This window comes from Pseudomonas pergaminensis (assembly GCF_024112395.2).
Classification (GTDB): Bacteria; Pseudomonadota; Gammaproteobacteria; order Pseudomonadales; family Pseudomonadaceae; genus Aquipseudomonas; species Aquipseudomonas pergaminensis.
This window is the reverse complement of sequence record NZ_CP078013.2, coordinates 5,085,459-5,107,061: the sequence shown is the minus strand read 5'-3', so window position 1 is coordinate 5,107,061 and position 21,603 is coordinate 5,085,459. Positions and strand designations below refer to the sequence as shown.

At 60.6% G+C, this 21,603-nt stretch carries 20 protein-coding genes; 15 read left to right on the top strand and 5 right to left on the bottom strand.

The window, feature by feature from the left end; translation table 11 throughout:
* Positions 1-21: 21 nt before the first annotated feature.
* The gene (gene flgM, locus KUA23_RS23130; protein WP_078049870.1) at positions 22-345 is read right to left on the bottom strand and encodes a flagellar biosynthesis anti-sigma factor FlgM; all 324 of its coding nucleotides are present in this window, start codon (positions 343-345) and stop codon (positions 22-24) included.
* A gap of 142 nt (positions 346-487) precedes the next feature.
* Positions 488-1,252, bottom strand: a complete 765-nt coding sequence (gene flgA / locus KUA23_RS23125; RefSeq protein WP_078049869.1) for a flagellar basal body P-ring formation chaperone FlgA — start codon at positions 1,250-1,252, stop codon at positions 488-490.
* A gap of 81 nt (positions 1,253-1,333) precedes the next feature.
* Here flgA and KUA23_RS23120 point away from each other — a divergent pair, with 81 nt between their 5' ends.
* The 7 genes from KUA23_RS23120 to KUA23_RS23090 all read left to right on the top strand — a co-directional run bounded on the left by KUA23_RS23120 (position 1,334) and on the right by KUA23_RS23090 (position 7,615).
* A complete protein-coding gene (locus KUA23_RS23120; RefSeq protein ID WP_033901287.1) occupies positions 1,334-2,266 on the top strand; it encodes a chemotaxis protein CheV in 933 nt (310 codons plus the stop codon).
* Between the two features lie 44 nt (positions 2,267-2,310).
* Complete coding sequence (gene cheR, locus KUA23_RS23115; protein WP_016979774.1) at positions 2,311-3,138, top strand: protein-glutamate O-methyltransferase CheR; 828 nt, start codon at positions 2,311-2,313, stop codon at positions 3,136-3,138.
* Positions 3,139-3,450: 312 nt separating this feature from the next.
* Positions 3,451-3,858 carry a flagellar basal body rod protein FlgB gene (gene flgB, locus KUA23_RS23110; RefSeq protein ID WP_010208346.1) on the top strand — a complete coding sequence of 136 codons (408 nt, stop codon included), beginning with the start codon at positions 3,451-3,453 and terminating at the stop codon, positions 3,856-3,858.
* Positions 3,859-3,861: 3 nt separating this feature from the next.
* Positions 3,862-4,305, top strand: coding sequence for a flagellar basal body rod protein FlgC (flgC, locus tag KUA23_RS23105; protein ID WP_076949604.1), 444 nt, complete (start codon positions 3,862-3,864; stop codon positions 4,303-4,305).
* Positions 4,306-4,321: 16 nt separating this feature from the next.
* A complete protein-coding gene (gene flgD / locus KUA23_RS23100; protein ID WP_099493663.1) occupies positions 4,322-5,050 on the top strand; it encodes a flagellar hook assembly protein FlgD in 729 nt (242 codons plus the stop codon).
* 31 nt (positions 5,051-5,081) lie between these two features.
* The gene (flgE, locus tag KUA23_RS23095) at positions 5,082-6,392 is read left to right on the top strand and encodes a flagellar hook protein FlgE (RefSeq protein ID WP_078049867.1); all 1,311 of its coding nucleotides are present in this window, start codon (positions 5,082-5,084) and stop codon (positions 6,390-6,392) included.
* A 224-nt stretch (positions 6,393-6,616) separates the two neighbouring features.
* Entirely contained in the window at positions 6,617-7,615 is a 999-nt protein-coding gene (locus KUA23_RS23090) for a hypothetical protein (protein ID WP_252992902.1), read from the top strand.
* Positions 7,616-7,717: 102 nt separating this feature from the next.
* On the opposite strand, the gene KUA23_RS23085 is transcribed toward KUA23_RS23090, so the two are convergent.
* Entirely contained in the window at positions 7,718-10,612 is a 2,895-nt protein-coding gene (locus KUA23_RS23085; protein WP_071493969.1) for a ribonucleoside-diphosphate reductase subunit alpha, read from the bottom strand.
* A 717-nt stretch (positions 10,613-11,329) separates the two neighbouring features.
* Here KUA23_RS23085 and KUA23_RS23080 point away from each other — a divergent pair.
* Positions 11,330-12,055, top strand: a complete 726-nt coding sequence (locus KUA23_RS23080; RefSeq protein ID WP_078049865.1) for a response regulator — start codon at positions 11,330-11,332, stop codon at positions 12,053-12,055.
* The gene (locus tag KUA23_RS23075; RefSeq protein ID WP_078049864.1) at positions 12,052-13,662 is read left to right on the top strand and encodes an ATP-binding protein; all 1,611 of its coding nucleotides are present in this window, start codon (positions 12,052-12,054) and stop codon (positions 13,660-13,662) included. The genes KUA23_RS23080 and KUA23_RS23075 overlap by 4 nt, the downstream gene beginning before the upstream one ends.
* Positions 13,663-13,727: 65 nt before the next feature.
* Here the strand turns inward: KUA23_RS23075 and KUA23_RS23070 are convergent, their stop codons facing one another.
* Positions 13,728-14,444, bottom strand: a complete 717-nt coding sequence (locus KUA23_RS23070) for a 4'-phosphopantetheinyl transferase family protein (RefSeq protein ID WP_252992901.1) — start codon at positions 14,442-14,444, stop codon at positions 13,728-13,730.
* A 137-nt stretch (positions 14,445-14,581) separates the two neighbouring features.
* Between KUA23_RS23070 and KUA23_RS23065 the strand changes: the two genes are divergently transcribed.
* Genes KUA23_RS23065 through KUA23_RS23055 form a run of 3 tightly spaced genes read left to right on the top strand, consistent with a single transcriptional unit; the run spans position 14,582 to position 16,929 of the window.
* The gene (locus KUA23_RS23065; protein ID WP_078049862.1) at positions 14,582-14,890 is read left to right on the top strand and encodes a hypothetical protein; all 309 of its coding nucleotides are present in this window, start codon (positions 14,582-14,584) and stop codon (positions 14,888-14,890) included.
* 18 nt (positions 14,891-14,908) lie between these two features.
* Positions 14,909-15,586 (top strand): response regulator transcription factor, encoded by a 678-nt coding sequence (locus KUA23_RS23060; RefSeq protein ID WP_015885446.1) that lies wholly within the window; start codon positions 14,909-14,911, stop codon positions 15,584-15,586.
* Positions 15,583-16,929: an ATP-binding protein gene (locus tag KUA23_RS23055; RefSeq protein ID WP_078049861.1), complete on the top strand. Its 1,347-nt coding sequence runs from the start codon at positions 15,583-15,585 to the stop codon at positions 16,927-16,929. The genes KUA23_RS23060 and KUA23_RS23055 overlap by 4 nt, the downstream gene beginning before the upstream one ends.
* A 130-nt stretch (positions 16,930-17,059) precedes the next feature.
* Here KUA23_RS23055 and KUA23_RS23050 read toward each other — a convergent pair whose 3' ends face one another.
* Positions 17,060-18,058 carry an AraC family transcriptional regulator gene (locus tag KUA23_RS23050; RefSeq protein ID WP_078049860.1) on the bottom strand — a complete coding sequence of 333 codons (999 nt, stop codon included), beginning with the start codon at positions 18,056-18,058 and terminating at the stop codon, positions 17,060-17,062.
* 338 nt (positions 18,059-18,396) lie between these two features.
* On the opposite strand from KUA23_RS23050, the gene KUA23_RS23045 reads away from it, so the two are divergent.
* The 3 genes from KUA23_RS23045 to KUA23_RS23035 all read left to right on the top strand — a co-directional run bounded on the left by KUA23_RS23045 (position 18,397) and on the right by KUA23_RS23035 (position 21,569).
* Complete coding sequence (locus KUA23_RS23045) at positions 18,397-19,728, top strand: dicarboxylate/amino acid:cation symporter (protein ID WP_028617588.1); 1,332 nt, start codon at positions 18,397-18,399, stop codon at positions 19,726-19,728.
* Between the two features lie 261 nt (positions 19,729-19,989).
* Positions 19,990-20,976 (top strand): XdhC family protein, encoded by a 987-nt coding sequence (locus KUA23_RS23040; RefSeq protein WP_252992900.1) that lies wholly within the window; start codon positions 19,990-19,992, stop codon positions 20,974-20,976.
* A gap of 2 nt (positions 20,977-20,978) precedes the next feature.
* Complete coding sequence (locus KUA23_RS23035; protein ID WP_252994308.1) at positions 20,979-21,569, top strand: nucleotidyltransferase family protein; 591 nt, start codon at positions 20,979-20,981, stop codon at positions 21,567-21,569.
* Positions 21,570-21,603: the final 34 nt, after the last annotated feature.

Genomic DNA, 21,603 nt, shown 5'->3' with positions numbered 1-21,603 from the left:
AAGCCCGGCGCAGGCCTTAGCCTAGCGCTCGGCTTCGAAATTAAGCAGCTTGCTGGCTACACGGTTGCTGTCGACTTTATAGCTGCCATCGGCGATTGCCTGTTTCAATTCGGCCACACGGGCTTTATTGACCACTGGTTGATCGCGCAGCGAGTCAGTGACCTTCTGCAACTGTTGAGCCTCATTGCTCAGGTGTACGGATTCCCCGCTCTGGCTGGCGCTGGCCTGTTCTGCCTTGGCGGGCAGTGGCTGTGCCTTGGCTTCTACGCTGTCCTTGGTGCCGGTGGTGCGCGTAGGGGCCGACGTGGTCGGGGTGTTATTCAAACGACTGAAATCGATGACCATGATTGAAAAAACCTCTGGGTATTTGGACGCTTGCCATGTTTTCGGCCATACCCGGACAAACTTTAGGCTCGATTGACAATAAACTGCACAGGCCGACATCCAGTCGACAGTGTAGGAAAAGCTGGCGCCCGATACCAGTGCTCTATAAAGCCACCTCTACCTGGCCAGGTGCCGTGACCCGTGCCTTGATCACGCGGTTGGAGTTGAGGTTCTTCACCCTTATCTGCTCACTCATGCCGCCGTTGGACAGCGCTTCCCCCGGCATTTTGACCTGCAGCGCACCGCTGCTGGCGGAAATCACCACCTGATCACCCTTGCGGATCACCTCCGCCTGTTCCAAATGCACCAGGGTGATGACCTGGTCGGTGACCACTGGTCGGGTCAGTTTCTGCCCCACGGCCTGATCGAGGGACGTCAGGTAACCCTGGCTGATCATGCTGATGTCGCGTTCGCGCAACACCACGTCCTCAAAACCGATGATGCCGGTGCGCTTGAGCGGGCGGGCAACGACCACCACATCGCGGAACAATTTGACTTGGGCTGGCACGAACACCGTCCAGGGCGAGGCGCCGTCGCAGCGGACCTTGACCGTCACGCGGCCGATCGGTTGGGCGGGGCTTTCCAGGGTGGCTGTCAATTCCTTGTCGCACATGGGCATGCGCAGGCGCGGGTCCAGCTGGTTGACCTGGATTTCGTAACGGCCCGGTGTCTGGGTGGTCGCCAGATAATCTTCTACAGTGAACTCAAGAAAGCCCTGGGTGACGCCGATAAGTAGATCAGGCAAGGTGACGTTGTCTGCGCGGGCCGTGGCGCCCAGGCCCAAGGCAAGCAACGCCAACGCTGCGCAGAGCGATCTGCGGTAACGTGTCAGGATGGGGCGTCGGGAAACTGTCGTTTTAATATCCATGACCAATAAATAGCAAAGGCCGTGCCGTTTAGCGTTGGGTGCGCGTCGCACCCTTTAAGGTTTTAGCGTAGGAGTCTGGGCATGGCAGGAGTAATGGATTCAGTAAACCAGCGCACACAGCTGGTAGGGCAGAATCGCCTGGAGTTGTTGCTTTTTCGCCTGGATGGCAAGCAGCTGTATGGCATCAACGTGTTCAAGGTGCGGGAAGTGTTGCAATGCCCCAAGCTGACGATCATGCCCAAGTCCAGCCCGGTGGTGTGTGGCGTTGCCAACATCCGTGGCGCGACGATCCCGATTCTTGACCTGGCCCTGGCCACCGGTTCCGCGGGTTTGCAGGACCGCGAGAACCCGTTCGTGATCATCACCGAATACAACACCAAGACCCAGGGTTTCCTGGTGCGCTCGGTGGAGCGCATCGTCAACATGAACTGGGAAGAGATCCATCCGCCGCCCAAGGGCACCGGTCGCGATCACTACCTCACGGCGGTGACGCGGGTCGACAACCAGTTGGTGGAAATCATCGACGTGGAGAAGATCCTTGCCGAAGTGGCGCCGACCTCGGAATCGATTTCCGTGGGTGTGGTAGACGCCGAAACCGCGCATAAGGCGATCTCCCTGCGTGTATTGACGGTGGACGACTCCTCGGTGGCGCGTAAACAGGTGACCCGTTGCCTGCAAACCGTCGGCGTGGAAGTGGTGGCCCTCAATGATGGTCGCCAGGCGTTGGATTACCTGCGTAAGCTGGTGGATGACGGCAAGAAACCGGAAGAAGAATTCTTGATGATGATCTCCGACATCGAGATGCCGGAAATGGACGGCTACACCCTCACGGCCGAGATACGTAACGATCCACGCATGCAAAAACTGCATATCATCCTGCATACTTCGTTGTCGGGTGTATTCAACCAGGCGATGGTCAAGAAAGTCGGTGCCGATGACTTCCTGGCCAAATTCCGTCCTGATGACCTCGCATCCCGGGTTGTCGACCGGATCAAGGCAGCAGATCACGGCTAGGGGGATTTCCCCCTGGCGGTCACACGATTTAAGAGGCGGTATCATTGTCTACGGGTAATTTGGATTTCGAACAGTTCCGGGTCTTCCTGGAAAAAGCCTGTGGCATATTGCTCGGTGAAAACAAGCAGTACCTGGTATCCAGCCGTCTCAACAAACTGATGGAGCAGCAGGGCATCAAGTCGTTGGGTGAGCTGGTCCAGCGCATCCAGGGGCAGCCGCGCAGCGGGCTCAAGGAAATGGTGGTCGATGCCATGACCACCAACGAAACCCTGTGGTTTCGCGACACCTATCCGTTTGAAGTGCTCAAGAGCAAAGTGCTCCCGGAAGCCATCAAGGCCAGCCCGGGCCAGCGCCTGCGCATCTGGTCGGCGGCCTGTTCCTCGGGGCAGGAACCGTACTCGATTTCGATGTCGATCGATGAGTTCGAGCGGACCAACATGGGCCAGTTGAAGGCTGGGGCGCAAATCGTGGCCACTGACCTGTCCGGCACCATGCTCACCAACTGCAAGACCGGCGAGTACGACAGCCTGGCACTGGGTCGTGGCTTGTCCCAGGAACGCCTGCAACGCTACTTCGACCCGAAAGGGGCGGGGCGTTGGGCGGTCAAGGCGCCGATCAAGAGCCGTGTGGAGTTCCGCTCCTTCAACCTGCTCGACAGCTACGCCAGCCTGGGCAAGTTCGACATGGTGTTCTGCCGCAACGTGCTGATCTATTTCTCGGCCGAGGTGAAGAAAGACATCCTGTTGCGCATCCACGGCACGCTCAAGCGTGGTGGCTACCTGTTCCTCGGTGCTTCCGAAGCGCTGAACGGTTTGCCGGACCATTACCAGATGGTGCAGTGCAGCCCTGGGATCATTTACCAGGCTAAGTAAGTCGTACGCGGTAAAAAATGTGGGAGCGGGCTTGCTCGCGAAAGCGCAGTGTCAGTCGATGCATGTATCAACTGACAGGCTGCATTCGCGAGCAAGCTCGCTCCCACATTTGTTTTTGCGGCAAACCTTTCAATAGCGGCAACCCGGATTGCCGCTTTACTGGCACCACGCGGAAACCCGTTGCCGCTTTTCTGGCATTGCCGCCCGGCAATCCGCCCCCAAGCCCTTTAAATACGGGCTTCCCACAAACTGGCACACACCTTGCTATAACCCTGTTAACGAACAGCAGGTCAGCCCTTAAAGGTTTCCGCCATGAGCATCAGCTTCGATAAAGCGCTCGGTATCCACGAACAAGCCCTGGGCTTCCGCGCCCAGCGTGCCGAAGTCCTGGCCAACAACATTGCCAACGCCGACACCCCGAACTACAAGGCTCGGGACCTGGACTTTTCCGCCGTGCTCGCCGCACAGCAGGACAAGACCAAGAACGGCACCTTCGCCTTGAACATGACCAACAGCCGTCATATTGAAGCGCAAGGCCTGAGCAATGGTGACGAGTCGTTGCTGTATCGCACACCGATGCAGCCGTCGATCGACCAGAACACCGTCGACGCCCAGCTGGAGCAATCGGCCTACGCCGAGAACTCGGTAAACTTTCAAGCCAGCTTCACCCTGCTCAACAGCAAATTCAAAGGGCTGATGTCAGCCCTGCGTGGAGAGTAAGCCATGTCCCTGTCCAGTGTTTTCAATATTGCCGGCAGTGGCATGAGCGCGCAGACCACGCGTTTGAACACCGTCGCCAGTAACATCGCCAACGCCGAGACCGTGTCTTCGAGCATCGACCAGACCTACCGCGCCCGTCACCCGGTGTTCGCCACCATGTTCCAGGGTGGCCAGAACGGCGGCAGCGATTCGCTGTTCCAGGATCAAGGCGCCGCCGGCTCGGGCGTGCAGGTACTCGGTGTGGTTGAGGACCAGAGCAATCTGGAAGCTCGCTACGAGCCTAACCACCCGGCGGCGAACGAAAAAGGCTACGTGTACTACCCGAACGTCAACGTGGTCGAGGAAATGGCTGACATGATTTCCGCCAGCCGCTCGTTCCAGACCAATGCGGAAATGATGAACACCGCCAAAACCATGATGCAGAAGGTCCTGACCCTGGGTCAGTGATAAGGGGCGCCAAATAATGGCCATCGTTGATACGTCAAACAACACGCCGGTCCAGGACCTTTTCAACTCGAAGGTCAAGACTGCGACAGACAACGCCAGTAGCCTCGGCGACGCTTCCAAGGCTGCGACGGGCAAGCAGGCGTTGGGCAAAGATGCGTTCCTGCAACTGCTGGTCACCCAGCTGAAAAACCAGAACCCGCTGTCGCCACAAGACAACGGCGCGTTCGTGGCCCAGTTGGCGCAGTTCAGCAGCCTGGAAGGCATCAACACCCTGAACGACTCGGTGAATGCGATCTCCAGCAACTTCAGCTCGTCGCAGGCGTTGCAGGCCTCGTCGCTGGTCGGGCGCTCGATCATCATCCAGACCGACAAGGCCATGGTTGATACGAGCAAGAGCATGACCGGTTCGGTGGCGGTGACCTCGGCGGTGGGCAACGTCTCCGTCAAGATCACCGACAAAGACGGCAACGTGGTGCGCACCATCGACATGGGGGCCCAGAGCGCCGGCACCCAGAACTTCATCTGGGATGGCAAGAACGACAAGGGCGAAGTTGCCCCGGCGGGCACCTACACCTTCAACGCCACCACCAAGAACGACAAGGGCGACTCCGTTGCCCTGGCCACTTCGCTGCCAGCGACGGTAACGAGCGTGACCCTGAGCAAGACCGGCGGCGAAATGCTGCTGAACCTGGCGGGCGGCATGGGCAGCGTCAAGCTGTCGCAAATTCAGACTATCGGTACATAGAGCCGGCTAAATACGGCAGAGGGAGAGAAACATGTCTTTTAACATCGGCCTTAGCGGCCTCTATGCGGCCAACAAACAACTGGACGTGACCGGCAACAACATCGCCAACGTCGCGACCACTGGCTTCAAGTCGTCCCGTGCGGAATTCGCCGACATCTACGCCGCGTCCAAGCTGGGCACCGGCCAGAACAGCATCGGCAACGGTGTGAACCTGGCGGCTGTGTCGCAGCAGTTCACCCAGGGTGACGTCAACGGCAGCGGCGGTATCCTGGACATGGCGATCCAGGGTGGCGGCTTCTTCGTGCAGAAGGGCAGCGACGGTTCGCTGGAGTACACCCGCAGCGGTGCCTTCCGTGCCGACAAAGACGGCTACATCACCAACAACACCGGCACTTCGCGCCTGCAAGGCTACGCGGCAGATGCCGATGGCAAGATCATCAAGGGCGGCCTGACCGACCTGCAACTGAACCTGTCGAACCTGCCGCCCAAGGCCTCCACCAAAGTGGACTCCACCAGTAACCTGAACTCCTCGGAGCCGGTGATCGACCAGGTGGCCAAGCCGTTCAACCCGAACGACACCAGCACCTTTACCACCCAGTACAGCACCACCTTGTACGATTCCCAGGGCAACGCGCACCCGATGGTGCAGTACCTGGTGAAAACCGACGGTAACAAGTGGAATGCCTATACCCTGATCGATGGTCGCAACCCCAACGGTTCGGCGCCAACCGGCACCCCATCGACTCCACCTGTGCCATCGGCCTTGACCTTTGACGGCGCCGGCAAGCTCACCAGTGTGGTCACCGGTGGTGTCTCTGATAAGACCCTGACCATTACCGGTTGGGTTCCTGGCACCGTGACCAACGGTGTGTGGAAGGCCAACGGTGCGGATGCGAACCCAGCAGGGATCGCCGTCAACATGGCCAACATCACCCAGTACAACTCGGCCACCTACCGCAACCCACCGGTCACCGATGGCTACGCCACCGGCCAGATCACCGGCCTGAAAATCGACGGCAGCGGCGTGTTGTTCGCCACGTTCAGCAACCAGCAGAGCAAGGCCATCGGCCAGATCTCCCTGGCCAGCTTCAACAACGAGCAGGGCCTGCAGCCAGCCGGCGGTACTACCTGGAGAGAGACCTTCGCCTCCGGCCAGCCGGGTTACGACACCCCGCAAGCCGGTACCCTGGGTTCGATCGTGGCCAACTCCCTGGAGAACTCCAACGTCAACCTGACCAACGAGCTGGTGGACCTGATCAAGGCCCAGAGCAACTATCAGGCGAACGCCAAGACCATCTCCACCCAGAGCACCATCATGCAGACCATCATTCAGATGACCTGATGCGGTAGCGCTGCACAAGAAGCCCCTCGTAAGAGGGGCTTTTTTGTGGGCGTAGGAAAAGTGCCCTCGACACATCGGGTTACTCGCTTTGAGGCCTGGGAAGGAACGCTGCGTAGCCATTCTGCCACTGATTGAACCGGAGCCTGGCTGGCTCACCAATCAAGAGGGGCAAGGGTATGTTGCATTCAGGAGTGTCCGGGCCGGGGACCGGTCGTGTGGGGTATATGCCTGGCCTTGCCGGTGGAGAGACACCTGCGGTTGCGCCGGTGACTGAAGTGTCTGCGGTCAAGCAGTTGCTTGGCGAGCTGTTCGATGCGCAGCAGAGCGGCAAGCACCAAACGATGCAGGACACGCGCGACAAGTTGAATGCGCTGCGCGAGAAAATGGGGGGTGAGGCATTCAAGGACGCCCTCAAAAAGATGATGGAGGAGGCTGACGAGACACTTCGCGCGTTTCTCAGGCAACTGTTGATGCAGTGGTTTCCGGATGAGGGCGATGCACCGTCACCTGCTCCGCCGTTACCTGCTCCATCGTTGCCGCGTGGTGGTGGCGGCGGCCCTAGGGTTCCCCGAAGTGGTTTCGGGCCCTCTGAGTCCATGAGCAACAAGCCGATTACTGAGGGCGCAAAACACTTCAACTACACACCTGATAACAGCAACCCCGGCAAAAAGCCTGACAATATCTGGAGTGGCTTCAGCCAGGGGCCGGATGGTAATTGCATCACGGTTTCCGCCATAAAAGCCGCAATGATGCAATTTGGCCAGAAGCCCACCGATGTCTTCAAAGACGTGAAGACGACAGCGACCGGCTATGACGTGACAATGCGCGATGGCTTCAAGCTTTCATTGACCAACGAGGAAGTGAAGCAGGCGGCCCGGCATGCACAATTCAAAGGGGATGACCCGGCGATGATGACGGATGCCAACTTCATGTATGCCGCGAGCGCCAAGCGGGCGCAGATGGAGGACAACGATGGCACGGCAGGGCGCAGTTTCATGGGCGCGATGAACAGCCTCAATGATGGAGAACACTCCCGTGAAGGTCTGGATCGCCTTGGGTTGAGGGGCCGCTACAGGTCGGCTACGGATGCCGAATTGAGAAGCGGCAAGGTGGGAACTGTGGAATACGGCGGCCATTCGATGGCCGTGATCGATGGTCGCGTTGAATTGTGGGGGCGGCGAGGCGGCGTGCCGCAGTCGGGTACCGCAACCGTGCTGTTCTAGGCAGATCCCGTGCATTTTCCAGGCAAAAGAAAACCCCCGATACACCGCAGGCATATCGGGGGTTTTGCAGCCTTGGGTGATTAAACCCAAGGCGGGCTCAGCTTATTGGCAAGCTTCGCAATCCGGCTCGTCGATCGCGCAGGCTTTTGGCACTGGGGCCGGGCCGGCTGGAGCGGCGAGGACCGAGTCATCACCGTGGTTGCCGCTGGAAACAGCGTTCAGCTTACCGGTGTTGATGGTCGACTTCTCGGTGCTGGTCGCGGCCAGGGCGCGGAGGTAGTAAGTGGTTTTCAGGCCACGGTACCAAGCCATGCGGTAGGTCACGTCCAGCTTCTTGCCCGAAGCGCCGGCGATGTACAGGTTCAGCGACTGAGCCTGGTCGATCCATTTCTGGCGACGGCTGGCAGCGTCAACGATCCACTTGGTGTCCACTTCGAAGGCCGTCGCGTAGAGCTCTTTGAGTTCTTGCGGGATGCGCTCGATCTGCTGCACGGAACCGTCGTAGTACTTCAGGTCGTTGATCATGACCGAGTCCCACAGGCCGCGAGCCTTGAGGTCGCGAACCAGGTACGGGTTGATCACGGTGAATTCGCCCGACAGGTTCGATTTCACATACAGGTTCTGGTAAGTCGGTTCGATCGACTGCGACACGCCAGTGATGTTGGCGATGGTGGCGGTCGGTGCGATGGCCATGATGTTGGAGTTACGAATGCCTTTCTGCACACGGGCACGTACCGGCGCCCAGTCCAGGGATTCGTTCAGGTCGACATCGATGTACTTCTGGCCACGGGCTTCGATCAGGATCTGTTGCGAATCCAGCGGCAGGATGCCCTTGGACCACAGCGAACCCTGGAACGTCTCGTAGGCGCCGCGCTCGTCGGCCAGGTCGCAGGAAGCCTGGATCGCGTAGTAGCTGACCGCTTCCATGGACTTGTCGGCGAACTCGACCGCAGCATCCGAACCGTAAGGAATGTGCTGCAGGTACAGCGCGTCCTGGAAGCCCATGATGCCCAGGCCGACCGGACGGTGCTTAAAGTTGGAGTTCTGCGCCTGTGGCACCGAGTAGTAGTTGATGTCGATCACGTTGTCGAGCATGCGTACGGCGGTGTTGACGGTGCGCTCCAGCTTGGCGGTGTCCAGCTTGCCGTTGACGATGTGGTTCGGCAGGTTGATCGAGCCCAGGTTGCAAACGGCGATCTCGTCCTTGTTGGTGTTCAAGGTGATCTCGGTGCACAGGTTCGAGCTGTGGACCACGCCCACGTGCTGCTGCGGGCTGCGCAGGTTGCACGGGTCCTTGAAGGTCAGCCATGGGTGGCCGGTTTCAAACAGCATGGACAGCATTTTGCGCCACAGGTCTTTGGCCTGGATGGTCTTGAACAGCTTGACCTTGCCTGGGTACTCGGTGAGGGCTTCGTAGTACTCGTAGCGCTCTTCGAAGGCTTTACCGGTCAGGTCGTGCAGGTCCGGCACTTCGGATGGCGAGAACAGAGTCCACTTGCCGTCATCGAAGACGCGCTTCATGAACAGGTCAGGGATCCAGTTGGCGGTGTTCATGTCGTGGGTACGACGACGGTCATCACCGGTGTTCTTGCGCAGCTCGATGAACTCTTCAATGTCCATGTGCCAGGTTTCCAGGTAGGCGCACACAGCGCCTTTGCGCTTGCCACCCTGGTTCACGGCGACGGCGGTGTCGTTCACGACTTTCAGGAACGGTACAACGCCCTGGGACTTGCCGTTGGTGCCCTTGATATACGAACCCAGTGCACGCACCGGGGTCCAGTCGTTGCCCAGGCCGCCGGCGAATTTGGACAACATGGCGTTGTCGTGGATCGCGTGGTAGATGCCCGACAGGTCATCCGGCACGGTGGTCAGGTAGCAGCTGGACAGCTGTGGACGCAGGGTGCCGGCGTTGAACAGGGTCGGGGTCGACGACATGTAGTCGAAGGACGACAGCAGGTTGTAGAACTCGATGGCACGGTCTTCTTTCTGCTTCTCTTCGATCGCCAGGCCCATGGCCACGCGCATGAAGAACACTTGCGGCAGTTCGAAGCGGATACCGTCCTTGTGGATGAAGTAACGGTCGTACAGGGTTTGCAGGCCCAGGTACGTGAACTGCTGGTCGCGCTCGTGGTTGATCGCCTTGCCGAGTTTTTCCAGGTCGAAGGTGGCCAGGACCGGGTTCAGCAACTCGTATTCGATACCCTTGGCGATGTAGGCCGGCAGAGCCTTGGCGTACAGGTCGGCCATCTCGTGGTGGGTGGCGCTGTCGGCGACTTTCAGGAAGCCCAGGCCTTCGGCACGCAGGGTGTCCATCAGCAGGCGTGCGGTCACGAACGAGTAGTTCGGCTCACGCTCAACCAGGGTACGGGCGGTCATCACCAGGGCGGTGTTGACGTCGGTCAGGGCCACGCCGTCGTACAGGTTCTTCAGGGTTTCGCGCTGGATCAGGTCACCATCGACTTCTTCCAGGCCTTCGCAGGCCTCGGTGATGATGGTGTTCAGGCGGCCCAGGTCCAGCGGTGCAAAGCTACCGTCGGCCAGGGTGATGCGGATCGACGGGTGAGCCTGTACGGCGGCTTCTTCGGCCGGGGAACGTACGGCACGTTCCTTGGCGCGCGAGTCGCGGTAGATCACGTAGTCGCGAGCCACTTTCTGCTCGCCGGCACGCATCAGGGCCAGTTCGACCTGGTCCTGGATTTCTTCGATGTGGATGGTGCCGCCCGAAGGCATGCGACGCTTGAAGGTCGCGGTGACTTGTTCGGTCAGGCGGGCAACGGTGTCGTGGATGCGCGACGAAGCGGCAGCGGTGCCGCCTTCAACTGCAAGAAACGCTTTGGTGATGGCGACGGTGATTTTGTCATCGGTGTAAGGAACGACAGTGCCGTTACGCTTGATCACGCGCAATTGGCCGGGCGCAGTGGCGGACAGATCCAGGTTCGAATCAGCGGCCTGCGGCACGGAGCCTTGCGGGTTCTCGCGAGTTGTGTCGGTTTGCATGGGGGGTTGTCTCCACATTCTATATTTATTTGGGCACCATCAAGGTGCCCACCGTTCCGTCCTGAAGCACTTACAGCAGGCCTGGGCCTGGCATAACAACTTCGGGACAGGAGGAAGGGAGCTGTTCGCGCCGCTTCCATGCCGAAGTCTTCGGTTCGGGGCTGCAAAGCCCTTGGCCGTATTCCTGGTGGGTGACAGTTGCCAGGTTCAAGCACTGCAACACCCGTACCGTTTTGCGCTGTTGGAGCGTGAAAACGGCTGCCATCCGCGTGCGCGGTTTGGTCTTTCAAAAAATGCGTTGGTTCAACCAAACGAGAGCAAGAAAGGGCTTGAGTTTCTTGTCTGATCTGTGTTTGGTCTTTTCGCTCAAAACCCTACATGTAGGGTTTTTTTAGCGCCGACCTACAAGATAATGCGTTTTGGGGGGCTTAGCAACGCACTACCTGTGGATAACGCTGTGGGTAAAATGTGTATGAAACGTGGAACACCCGTGTAGGCCGCATTACTGCTGGAGTCGGCCGTTTGTCACCGAATATTCCAAGGCAAAAACAGCCGGTTGGATTTTTGAGGGCGCGAACCCTATCACAAAAAATCGCGATCACCGAATGGATTTCCCGGCTTGTGTTTGGGGACTGGCCCATGGCTACAATCGGCCGCAACGGGCGGTGATGTGGTTCAGATCATGCCCTCCTTTTATGACAGACATTGAGGTCGCCCGTGGAGCAAGAAGCCTGGCAGGTATTGATAGTCGAGGACGACCAGCGGTTGGCCGAATTGACCCGTGATTACCTGGAGAGCAACGGCCTGCGGGTGTCGGTGGAAGGCGATGGCGCCTTGGCGGCGGCGCGCATCATCGCCGAGCAGCCGGACTTGGTGATCCTCGACCTGATGCTGCCCGGCGAAGACGGCTTGAGCATCTGCCGCACCGTACGCGAGCGCTATGACGGCGTGATCCTGATGCTCACCGCGCGCACCGACGACATGGACCAGGTGCTGGGCCTGGACATGGGCGCCGACGACTACGTGTGTAAGCCGGTGCGCCCGCGCTTGTTGCTGGCACGCATCCAGGCCCTGTTGCGACGCAGCGAGCCTGCGGAACCGGCAACAACGGAGAGCCCGCGCCGCCTGCAGTTCGGCCCCCTGGTGGTGGACAGCGCCTTGCGCGAGGCCTGGCTGAATAATGAAGGTATCGAACTGACCAGCGCCGAATTCGACCTGCTGTGGCTGTTGGTGGCGAACGCCGGGCGCATTTTGTCCCGCGAAGAAATCTTCATCGCCCTGCGCGGCATTGGCTATGACGGCCAGGATCGCTCCATCGATGTGCGCATTTCACGTATTCGCCCGAAAATCGGCGATGACCCGATCCACCCGCGCCTGATCAAGACCATCCGCAGCAAAGGCTACCTGTTCGTCCCCGAAGCCGCCGCCGACATGTCGCTGTGAACTCGATCTTCCTGCGCATCTACGGCGGCATGTGCGCGGCGCTGATCCTGGTGGCGCTGCTCGGGGTGCTGGCCCTGCACCTGCTCAACGAGGTGCGCAGCGGCCAGTACCGCGAGCGCCTGGCCCACGGCACCTTCGCGTTGATGGGCGATAACCTGCAACCCATGAGTACCATTGAGCGCCAGCGCGCCTTGGCGGTGTGGGAACGCCTGTTGGGCATTCCGCTGGAGTTGCGCCCGCTGGCCGAGGCGCAACTGGACCTGAGCCAGCGCACTCGCCTGCAACGCGGCCAGGTGCTGGTCGAGCAGACCGGGCCGCACGCCGCGCGGGTACTGCGCTTGGTCAGCGATCAGGAGCAGCTTGTTCTTACCGGTGAAGTGCAGCAGATCAGCGAACAGCTGGCGCGCGCTACCATTTATCTGCTGGCAGACGAACTGGTGCGCTTCCCCGTGGCCGAACAGCCGCAACGCCTGGCGGATATCAAAGAAGCCAAGGGCTTTGGCTTCGATATGCATTTGATGACCCTCGACCAGGCCGACATGGACGAAGACCAGCGCCGCCGCGTCTCGGAAGGCGATACGGTGATGGCCCTGGGCAAGGGCGGCGATTCGATCCGCGTGTTTGCCGGCATGGTCGGTACGCCGTGGGTGTTGGAACTCGGGCCGCTGTATCAGATGAATCCTTACCCGCCGCAATGGCTGATCCTGATCGCCTTGATCGGCCTGACCCTGATCGGTTTGATCGTGTATCTGCTGGTGCGCCAGCTTGAGCGTCGACTGCGCGGCCTGGAAGCCGCCGCCACTCGCATTGCCAAGGGCAACCTGGAAGTGCGCGTGCCCGCCCGCGGTGCTGACTCGGTGGGGCGCCTGGCTGCGGCGTTCAATGGCATGGCCGAGCACTTGCAGCAGTTGCTGGCGATCCAGCGCGAGCTGGTGCGCGCGGTGTCCCACGAACTGCGCACGCCGGTGGCACGCTTGCGTTTCGGCCTGGAAATGGTCGGCGATGCCACCACTGCCGAGGCGCGGCGCAAATACCTGGAAGGTATGGACAGTGATATCCAGGACCTCGACGGCCTGGTCGACGAAATGCTCACCTACGCGCGCCTGGAGCAGGGCTCGCCGGAGCTGAATTTCCAGCGGGTCGATCTCAATGCGCTGCTTGATCAGGTGATCGGCGAATTATCGCCACTGCGTCCACAGGTCAACGTGGCGCGGGGGATTTGCCTGTCTTCGGCGCACTGGGATGATGCCTGGGTGGATGCCGAGCCGCGTTACCTGCACCGTGCACTGCAGAATCTGGTGAGCAATGCCATGCGCCATGCACAGGGCCAGGTGCTCATCAGCTATCAAGTGGGGCAGGTGCGCTGCCGCATCGATGTCGAAGACGACGGCCCCGGCGTGCCGGAGAGTGCCTGGGAGCGCATCTTCACGCCGTTCCTGCGCCTGGACGACAGCCGCACCCGCGCGTCCGGCGGGCATGGCCTGGGGCTGTCGATTGTGCGGCGGATTATCTACTGGCACGGCGGGCGGGCGTTGATCAGCAAGAGCAATAACTTGGGTGGGGCGTGCTTCAGTTTGAGTTGGCCGAGGGAGCAGGATAAGCCTTGATATCAGCCTTCGCTGAGGGGGCACATCGCAAATGTAGGAGCCGGCTTGCCGGCGATAGCGGCCTATCAGGCGCTGACGGCCACCAGGCTCAACAGCTGTCCGCCATCCACCGCAAACTGCCCCACCAACTCCTTGCCATGGCACCACTCTGTCGACAAGTCCGTCAGCAACCGCAGCCTTATATAGCCGGCCTCAGTCCACTCCATCACCTGCGCATGCTCAAAATAGAAGCGCTTCTGCACAATCGGGTAGAGCGCCTTGAACAAACTCTCCTTGGCCGAAAACGTCAGCGTCACCAGCAGGGCGTGCTGCTCGCGCGGGAGGGCGCCCATGCGCTGCAGTTCATCGGCGGTAAGAATTTCCCCCGCCAACCGTTCCGCCCGTTCCAGGTCCAGCACGTTCTCCAGGTCCATCCCCAGGCCACGCCATTGCGCCTTGTGCGCGACAATCGCAGCGGCATGCCCGGTACTGTGGGTGATGGAACCGCTGATGTGCGCAGGCCACACCGGCGCGCGGTCTTCACCGATCGCGGGGATGCAGTTGAGGTGATCGAGTTGTTGCAACGCTGCGCGGGCACACAGCCGGCCGGCCAGGAACTCGGCTTGGCGCTTGGCCACCGAGCGCTGGATGCTGGCCGGTGGCGGTACGGCACTGCGCTGGAAGTCGTCCGCCGTTAATAAGGCAGGGTTAAAGCGGGTGCTGAGAAACACCGCGCCCGGCAAGGGCTCAGGCAGGGGCCAGTGGGCGTCGAGTGGGGTGCAGCATGCGGGTAGGGAATTCATGGGCGGTATTTTGCCGAGTTGATGGGCGTGAGGATAGCCCGCAGCGGTTCAGGCGCGGTTCAGAGCCTGTTCAGGAGGAGTTCAGGGGCGCATGCGTAGCCTTGGGCATACACAGCCAAACGCGTAGAGGTAACACCATGACTGCGATCAAACAGCTGATGTTGGCGTTAAGCATGCTCAGTGCCACTGCCGGGGTGCAGGCCGCCGACGGTGCCTTTGCTGGATTCGGTGGTGAGAAGACCAAGAAATCCAGCACCTTGATCCAGCGTGTCAGTTTCGAAGAGTCTGGCAGCCAACCCGCGCCCTGGGGACAGTCCCTGGGCCTTGCAACCCCGCAGCCGGCCTATCGCGCCGGCTATGAACACCTGACCGCACAGTACAATGGCATTAAACTGCGCCCGCAAGACCTGCAGGGCCGCTATGATATCCCTCTGTCGGACAGTTGATTTGCCTTGGAGAGCCTTATGAAATTGCTGGTGGTGGAAGATGAGGCGTTGCTGCGTCATCACCTGTTGACCCGCCTGACCGACAGCGGGCATGTGGTCGAAGCCGTGGCCAATGCCGAAGAGGCCCTGTACCAGACCGGCCAGTTCAATCACGACCTGGCGATCATCGACCTGGGCCTGCCCGGCATGGGCGGCCTGGACCTGATCCGCCAATTGCGTACCCAGGCCAAGACCTTCCCGATCCTGATCCTCACCGCCCGCGGCAACTGGCAGGACAAGGTCGAAGGCCTGGCGGCCGGTGCCGACGACTACGTGGTCAAACCGTTCCAGTTCGAAGAGCTGGAGGCACGGATGAACGCCTTGCTGCGCCGCTCCAGCGGGTTTACCCAGTCGACTATCGTGGCCGGCCCCTTGCTGCTGGACCTCAACCGCAAGCAGGCGTCCCTCGATGAGCAGCCGCTGGCGCTGACGGCTTATGAATACCGCATCCTCGAGTACTTGATGCGTCATCACCAGCAAGTGGTCGCCAAGGATCGCTTGATGGAACAGCTCTACCCCGATGACGACGAGCGCGATCCGAATGTCATCGAAGTGCTGGTCGGCCGCCTGCGCCGCAAGCTGGAAGGCCCGGGCGGGTTCAAGCCGATCGACACCGTGCGTGGCCTGGGCTACCTGTTCAATGAGCGCTGCCGTTGATTCGCTCGCTACGCGTGCGCTTGATGCTGGCGGCCGCCACCCTGGCCGTGCTGTTCATGCTGGGCTTGTTGCCGGCCATGCAGGGCGCGTTCAGCCTGGCGTTGCAGGACTCCATCGAGCAGCGCCTGGCGTCGGACGTCACCACCCTGATCTCTGCCGCACGCGTGGAGAACAACCGCCTGCTGATGCCGGCGCAGTTGCCCGACGAACGCTTCAACCTCACCGATAGCCGCCTGCTCGGCTATATCTACGACCGTGAAGGCCACCTGGTGTGGCGTTCGCGGGCGACCAAGGAAGAAAACATCAACTACAAACCGCGCTACGACGGGCGCGGTAACGAATTTGCACGGATTCGCGAGGCCAACGGCCAGGAATTCTTCGTGTATGACGTCGAGGTCAGGCTGCTGGGCGGCAAGAGTGCGGCATTCAGTATCGTCGCGCTGCAACCGGTGCGCGAATATCAGCTGACCCTCGAAGGCCTGCGCGAAAACCTCTACCTGGGCTTCGGCGCGGCCTTGCTGGTGCTGCTGACCCTGCTGTGGTTGGGCCTGACCTGGGGCCTGCAAGCGCTGCGGCGGCTGAGCCAGGAACTTGACCAGATCGAAGGCGGTACCCGCGAAAGCCTCTCCGAACAACACCCCCGCGAGTTGCTGCGCCTCACGGGCTCTCTCAACCGCTTGCTGCACAGTGAGCGTGAACAACGCGCGCGCTACCGCGACTCCCTCGACGACCTGGCCCACAGCCTGAAAACCCCGCTGGCGGTGTTGCAAGGCGTGAGCGAAGACATGGCCCAGCGCCCGGAAGACCGTGACCAGGCCTGGGTACTGCAATCGCAGATCGAGCGCATGAGCCAGCAGATCAGCTACCAGTTGCAGCGCGCCAGCCTGCGCAAAAGTGGGCTGGTGCGCCATCAGGTGCGGCTGGAACCGGTGCTGCAAAGTCTGTGCGACACGCTGGACAAGGTCTACCGCGACAAAGGCGTTACGGTGTCTTTTGAGTTGCCGCAAGACTGCGACGTGCCGATCGAGAAGGGCGCTCTGCTGGAGTTGCTCGGCAACCTGCTGGAGAACGCCTACCGTCTGTGCCTGAGCGAGGTGCGCATCAGCCTGGTGGAAGGCCTGGAAGGCACCGAGTTGTGCATTGAGGATGATGGCCCTGGCGTGCCACCGGATCAGCGTGCGCGGATCCTGCAAAGGGGAGAGCGGCTGGACCGCCAGCATCCGGGGCAGGGGATTGGCCTGGCGGTGGTCAAGGACATCATCGAAAGTTACGGCGCGCGGCTGACCTTGGGGGATTCGCCGTTGGGCGGGGCCGCGTTCAAGATTCACTTTCCTGCCTTGTGATCTTTGTTGACTCCACTGGCCTCTTCGCGAGCAAGCCCGCTCCCACATTCGACCACGTTTATCCTGTAGGAATGCGGTCGAATGTGGGAGCGGGCTTGCTCGCGAAAGGGTCGGCAAAGGCAATACACCTCTAACTCTCCTGCGCGCGATACGCTCCCGGCGTCAACCCTGTCCACTTCTTGAACGCCCGATGAAACGCCGACGGTTCGGAAAACCCCAACTGCTCGGCGATCTCCTGCAATGACAAATCCGCCCGGCCCAAATGATAGATGGCGATGTCCCGCCGCAGCTCATCCTTGAGCGCCTGAAAGCTGGTGCCTTCTTCGCGCAAATGCCGGCGCAGGGTCTGTGGGCTGATATGCAGGTGCTGGGCGACGGCTTCCAGGTCCGGCCAGGGACTGCGGTCGCGGCTGAGCAAGCGGCGTAGCTGGCTGCTCAAACTGTCGCCTTCGTCCGGCCGCGACAGCAGATCGGCGGGGGAGCGCTCCAGGAAGTGCTTGAGCGTGCGCTCATCCTGCAACAGCGGCAGGCTCAGGTAGCGGGCGGGAAATACCAGGCTGCTGTTCGGTGCACCGAATACCTGGGCACAGGGAAACAGCAGGTCATATTCGCTGGCGTGAGCCGGCTGCGGGTAGCTGAAAGTGGCCTGGTGCAGCCGGATACGCTGGCCGATCAGCCAACTGCCCAGGCGATGCCAGATCACCAGCAGGCATTCACTCAGGAAGTGATCCGGGTCCCAAAGCTGCGAGTCGTCCAGGCTCAAACGAGCCATTTCGCCTTCGCGTGTCAGCTGCCAGCGCGGGCCTTGCGGGAATAGGCTATAAAATAATAAGCCGCGTTCCAGAGCCTTCTCCAGGGTGCGGCAGTGGATCAACGCGTGGCACATCATGGCGAACGTCCCGCGTTTACTCGGGCCGTCGGCGAAGCCCAGGTATTCGTCGTCCAGCGCCAGCCAGAGCATTTGCAGCAACCGGGTAAATTGCTCCGGCGCGATGCGGGCGCGGGGTTCGGTCAACAGCTCTGGGGTGATACCCACCTGTTGCAACAGGCCCGTATAGTCGTAACCGGCCCGACGCGCCCCGCCGAGGGCTGCCCGGGCGTAATGACTGGCGATGGTACGTTCACGCATGCGAAGGCCTCGTCCCTGAAAGGGCGGATCGTAGCATCCCCGGACAGGGTCACAAGGCGGATATCCGCCAAATTGTAGGACGGGATTGGGTCGGTGGGCGGAAATCCGCCACTCGATCGGGGGCTTGGAAGAATGGCTGTAGAGCCCCAGGCCTGATGTCTAAAGGCCTTCAGGGATTTTGAGAGAAGTGGCACGGTGTTTGCGATAAGGACCACAGCGCAGGCCTGCATCTATAGGTCTCGCAAACAACAAATCCCTCCAGTGCAGGAGGGTTCGCAATTCAAGTGTCGTGGGCAATGGCGGATATTTGCCACACGGGACGATTGAGGAACTTTGCAATGACGACTCGTCAGCCAATCTACAAATCCCTGTACTTCCAGGTGATCGTTGCAATCGTTATCGGTATTTTGCTCGGTCACTTCTACCCGCAGACCGGTGTGGCCCTCAAGCCACTGGGTGACGGGTTTATCAAACTGATCAAAATGGTCATCGCCCCGATCATCTTCTGCACCGTTGTCAGCGGCATCGCTGGCATGCAAAGCATGAAATCGGTCGGCAAGACCGGCGGCTATGCGCTGCTCTACTTCGAGATCGTTTCGACCATCGCGCTGCTGATCGGCCTGATCGTGGTAAACGTCGTGCAACCGGGCGCCGGCATGCACATCGACGTAGCGACCCTGGACGCCTCCAAAGTGGCGGCCTACGTCACTGCCGGTAAAGACCAGAGCATCGTCGGCTTTATCCTCAATGTGATCCCTAACACCATCGTCGGCGCCTTCGCCAACGGCGATATCCTGCAAGTGTTGATGTTCTCGGTGATCTTCGGTTTCGCCCTGCACCGCCTGGGTGCCTACGGCAAGCCGGTGCTGGACTTCATCGATCGCTTCGCCCACGTGATGTTCAACATCATCAACATGATCATGAAGCTCGCGCCAATCGGTGCCCTGGGTGCCATGGCGTTCACCATCGGCGCCTACGGTGTGGGTTCCCTGGTGCAGTTGGGCCAGCTGATGATCTGCTTCTACATCACCTGCATCCTGTTCGTGCTGGTGGTGCTGGGTGGTATCTGCCGCGCCCACGGTTTCAGCGTGATCAAATTGATCCGCTACATCCGTGAAGAGCTGCTGATCGTTCTGGGTACTTCGTCTTCCGAATCCGCACTGCCACGCATGCTGATCAAGATGGAGCGCCTGGGTGCCAAGAAGTCCGTAGTAGGCCTGGTGATCCCGACTGGCTACTCGTTCAACCTTGACGGTACTTCGATCTACCTGACCATGGCTGCTGTGTTCATCGCCCAGGCGACTGACACCCACATGGACATCACCCACCAGATCACCCTGCTGCTGGTGCTGCTGCTGTCCTCCAAAGGCGCTGCTGGCGTGACCGGTTCGGGCTTCATCGTGCTGGCGGCCACCCTGTCGGCCGTGGGCCACCTGCCGGTTGCCGGCCTGGCGCTGATCCTGGGTATCGACCGCTTCATGTCCGAAGCCCGTGCACTGACCAACCTGGTGGGCAACGCCGTTGCCACCATCGTTGTGGCCAAGTGGGTCAAGGAACTGGACACCGACAAGCTGCAAAGCGAGCTGGCGTCCGGCGGTACCGGTATCTCGGAAACCCGCGAGCTGGATGACTTGGGCGTGGCCGAAGGCCCTGCACCTGTCGTCAAGTAAACAGCTGATGGCGTGACCTGACGCCAACTGCTGCCCACAAACGCCCCGACTGGTTCGGGGCGTTTGCGTTTCCGGCCGGTCACTTTTGCCGTGTTTTGATTTAAATTAAGTGAGTACTTCATCAAAAGCCGACGAGGCCTTTTTCACTTCACAGCCTATTTAGGCGAACCGGGTCTTCGCGGATGAAATTTGCGCCGCGCGGCACGATCTACATGCGATCATCAAATGAGCATTTGCGCCGGGGCGCGTGCGGGAGGTTATGTGGACAGTGTTGATTTGAATGTCCTGCGCAGCGTGCTTGAATGGCGTCGCGCCGGGCAGCAAGTGGTGTTGTACAGCGTTGTTCAGACGTGGGGCAGTGCCCCGCGTCCACCGGGTGCCATGCTGGCGCTGAGAGGTGATGGGGTGGTGATCGGCTCGGTGTCGGGCGGTTGCATCGAGGACGACTTGATTGCACGCCTGCAGGATGGCCGGTTGCCTGCAGACGGGCCGCCGGTCCAGTCGGTGACCTACGGCGTGACCCGCGATGAAGCCGCGCGTTTTGGCCTGCCCTGTGGCGGCACCTTGCGCCTGACCGAAGAGCGTGTGCGCGATTGGGCGTGGGTGTCAGAGTTGCTGGCGCGGTGCGAAGACCATCAGATCGTCGCGCGTGAACTGGACCTGGCCAGTGGTGACGTCACCTTGACCAGCGCAAGCAAGACCGATGTGGTCACCTTCGACGGCGAACGCCTGCGCGCCATCTACGGCCCGCGCTGGCGCTTGCTGCTGATCGGCGCCGGGCAACTGTCACGCTATGTGGCAGAGATGGCGCGTTTGCTGGATTTCGAAGTATTGATCTGCGACCCGCGTGATGAGTTCGTCTACGGCTGGGAAGAGCAGCATGGCCGCTTTGTGCCGGGCATGCCCGATGAAGCCGTGCTCAACATCCAGACCGATGAGCGCACGGCCATTGTGTGCCTCACCCATGACCCGCGCCTGGATGATATGGCCTTGCTGACAGCGCTGAATTCATCGGCGTTCTATATCGGCGCACTGGGTTCGCGGGTCAATAGCCAGAAGCGCCGGGAAAACCTCGCCGCGCTGGGGCTGTCCGCCGAGGCGATCGCACGCCTGCATGGGCCGATTGGCTTGCATATCGGCAGCCACACTCCGTCGGAGATCGCGTTGTCGCTGATGGCGGAAATTGTCGCGATCAAAAACGGTGTGGCGCCGATGCAGAAGAAGCCATTGCCGGTGGTGGCTGAGTGACTGTGACTGTCACCGCAATTGTGCTCGCGGCGGGGCAGGGCAGTCGCTTTCGTGCCGTGGCGGGGGTAGACCAGGATAAGTTGTTGGCTGATTGTGTGGGTCTGGATGGCGTGACACGGCCGGTGATCGAGCAGGTGCTGATGAGTCTGCCGGCTGCTGTGGTTGAGCGCTGGGTGGTGACTTCACCGGACCGGCTTGAAGTGATTCGCTTGGCAGAGGCCTACGGTTGCAAGGTCTTGCTGCGGCGCTCAGCAGGCATGGGCGACAGTATTGCGGCGGCGGTTGCAGCCAGTGCGGCGGCGGACGGCTGGCTGGTGGTGCTGGGAGATATGCCGTTTATCTGTTCGTCCAGCGTTGAGCGGGTGATCGATGGGCTGGAGGCAGGTGGCATCTGTGTGCCGGTGCAGAATGGGCAGTATGGGCACCCTGTGGCGTTTAGCCGGGCATCTGGGCCAGGGCTGATGGCGTTGAAAGGTGATCGTGGTGCCAGGCCGTTGTTTGCGCAGGCGAAGGTATGTGAAGTGTCTGTTGATGATCCGGGCGTGCTCTGGGATGTCGACCTGCCACAGTCTTTACATTACTCCCCACCCTAATTGTAGGCGCCGACAAGCCGGCTCCTACGGTTGA

Coding starts and splice junctions, on each gene's coding strand:
- flgA (WP_078049869.1), bottom strand. CDS start 1,252: ATGGATATTAAAACGACAGTTTCCCGACGCCCCATCCTGACACGTTAC.
- flgE (WP_078049867.1), top strand. CDS start 5,082: ATGTCTTTTAACATCGGCCTTAGCGGCCTCTATGCGGCCAACAAACAA.
- KUA23_RS23045 (WP_028617588.1), top strand. CDS start 18,397: ATGACGACTCGTCAGCCAATCTACAAATCCCTGTACTTCCAGGTGATC.
- flgC (WP_076949604.1), top strand. CDS start 3,862: ATGTCCCTGTCCAGTGTTTTCAATATTGCCGGCAGTGGCATGAGCGCG.
- KUA23_RS23050 (WP_078049860.1), bottom strand. CDS start 18,058: ATGCGTGAACGTACCATCGCCAGTCATTACGCCCGGGCAGCCCTCGGC.
- KUA23_RS23090 (WP_252992902.1), top strand. CDS start 6,617: ATGCCTGGCCTTGCCGGTGGAGAGACACCTGCGGTTGCGCCGGTGACT.
- KUA23_RS23120 (WP_033901287.1), top strand. CDS start 1,334: ATGGCAGGAGTAATGGATTCAGTAAACCAGCGCACACAGCTGGTAGGG.
- flgD (WP_099493663.1), top strand. CDS start 4,322: ATGGCCATCGTTGATACGTCAAACAACACGCCGGTCCAGGACCTTTTC.
- flgB (WP_010208346.1), top strand. CDS start 3,451: ATGAGCATCAGCTTCGATAAAGCGCTCGGTATCCACGAACAAGCCCTG.
- flgM (WP_078049870.1), bottom strand. CDS start 345: ATGGTCATCGATTTCAGTCGTTTGAATAACACCCCGACCACGTCGGCC.
- KUA23_RS23060 (WP_015885446.1), top strand. CDS start 14,909: ATGAAATTGCTGGTGGTGGAAGATGAGGCGTTGCTGCGTCATCACCTG.
- KUA23_RS23070 (WP_252992901.1), bottom strand. CDS start 14,444: ATGAATTCCCTACCCGCATGCTGCACCCCACTCGACGCCCACTGGCCC.
- KUA23_RS23085 (WP_071493969.1), bottom strand. CDS start 10,612: ATGCAAACCGACACAACTCGCGAGAACCCGCAAGGCTCCGTGCCGCAG.
- KUA23_RS23065 (WP_078049862.1), top strand. CDS start 14,582: ATGACTGCGATCAAACAGCTGATGTTGGCGTTAAGCATGCTCAGTGCC.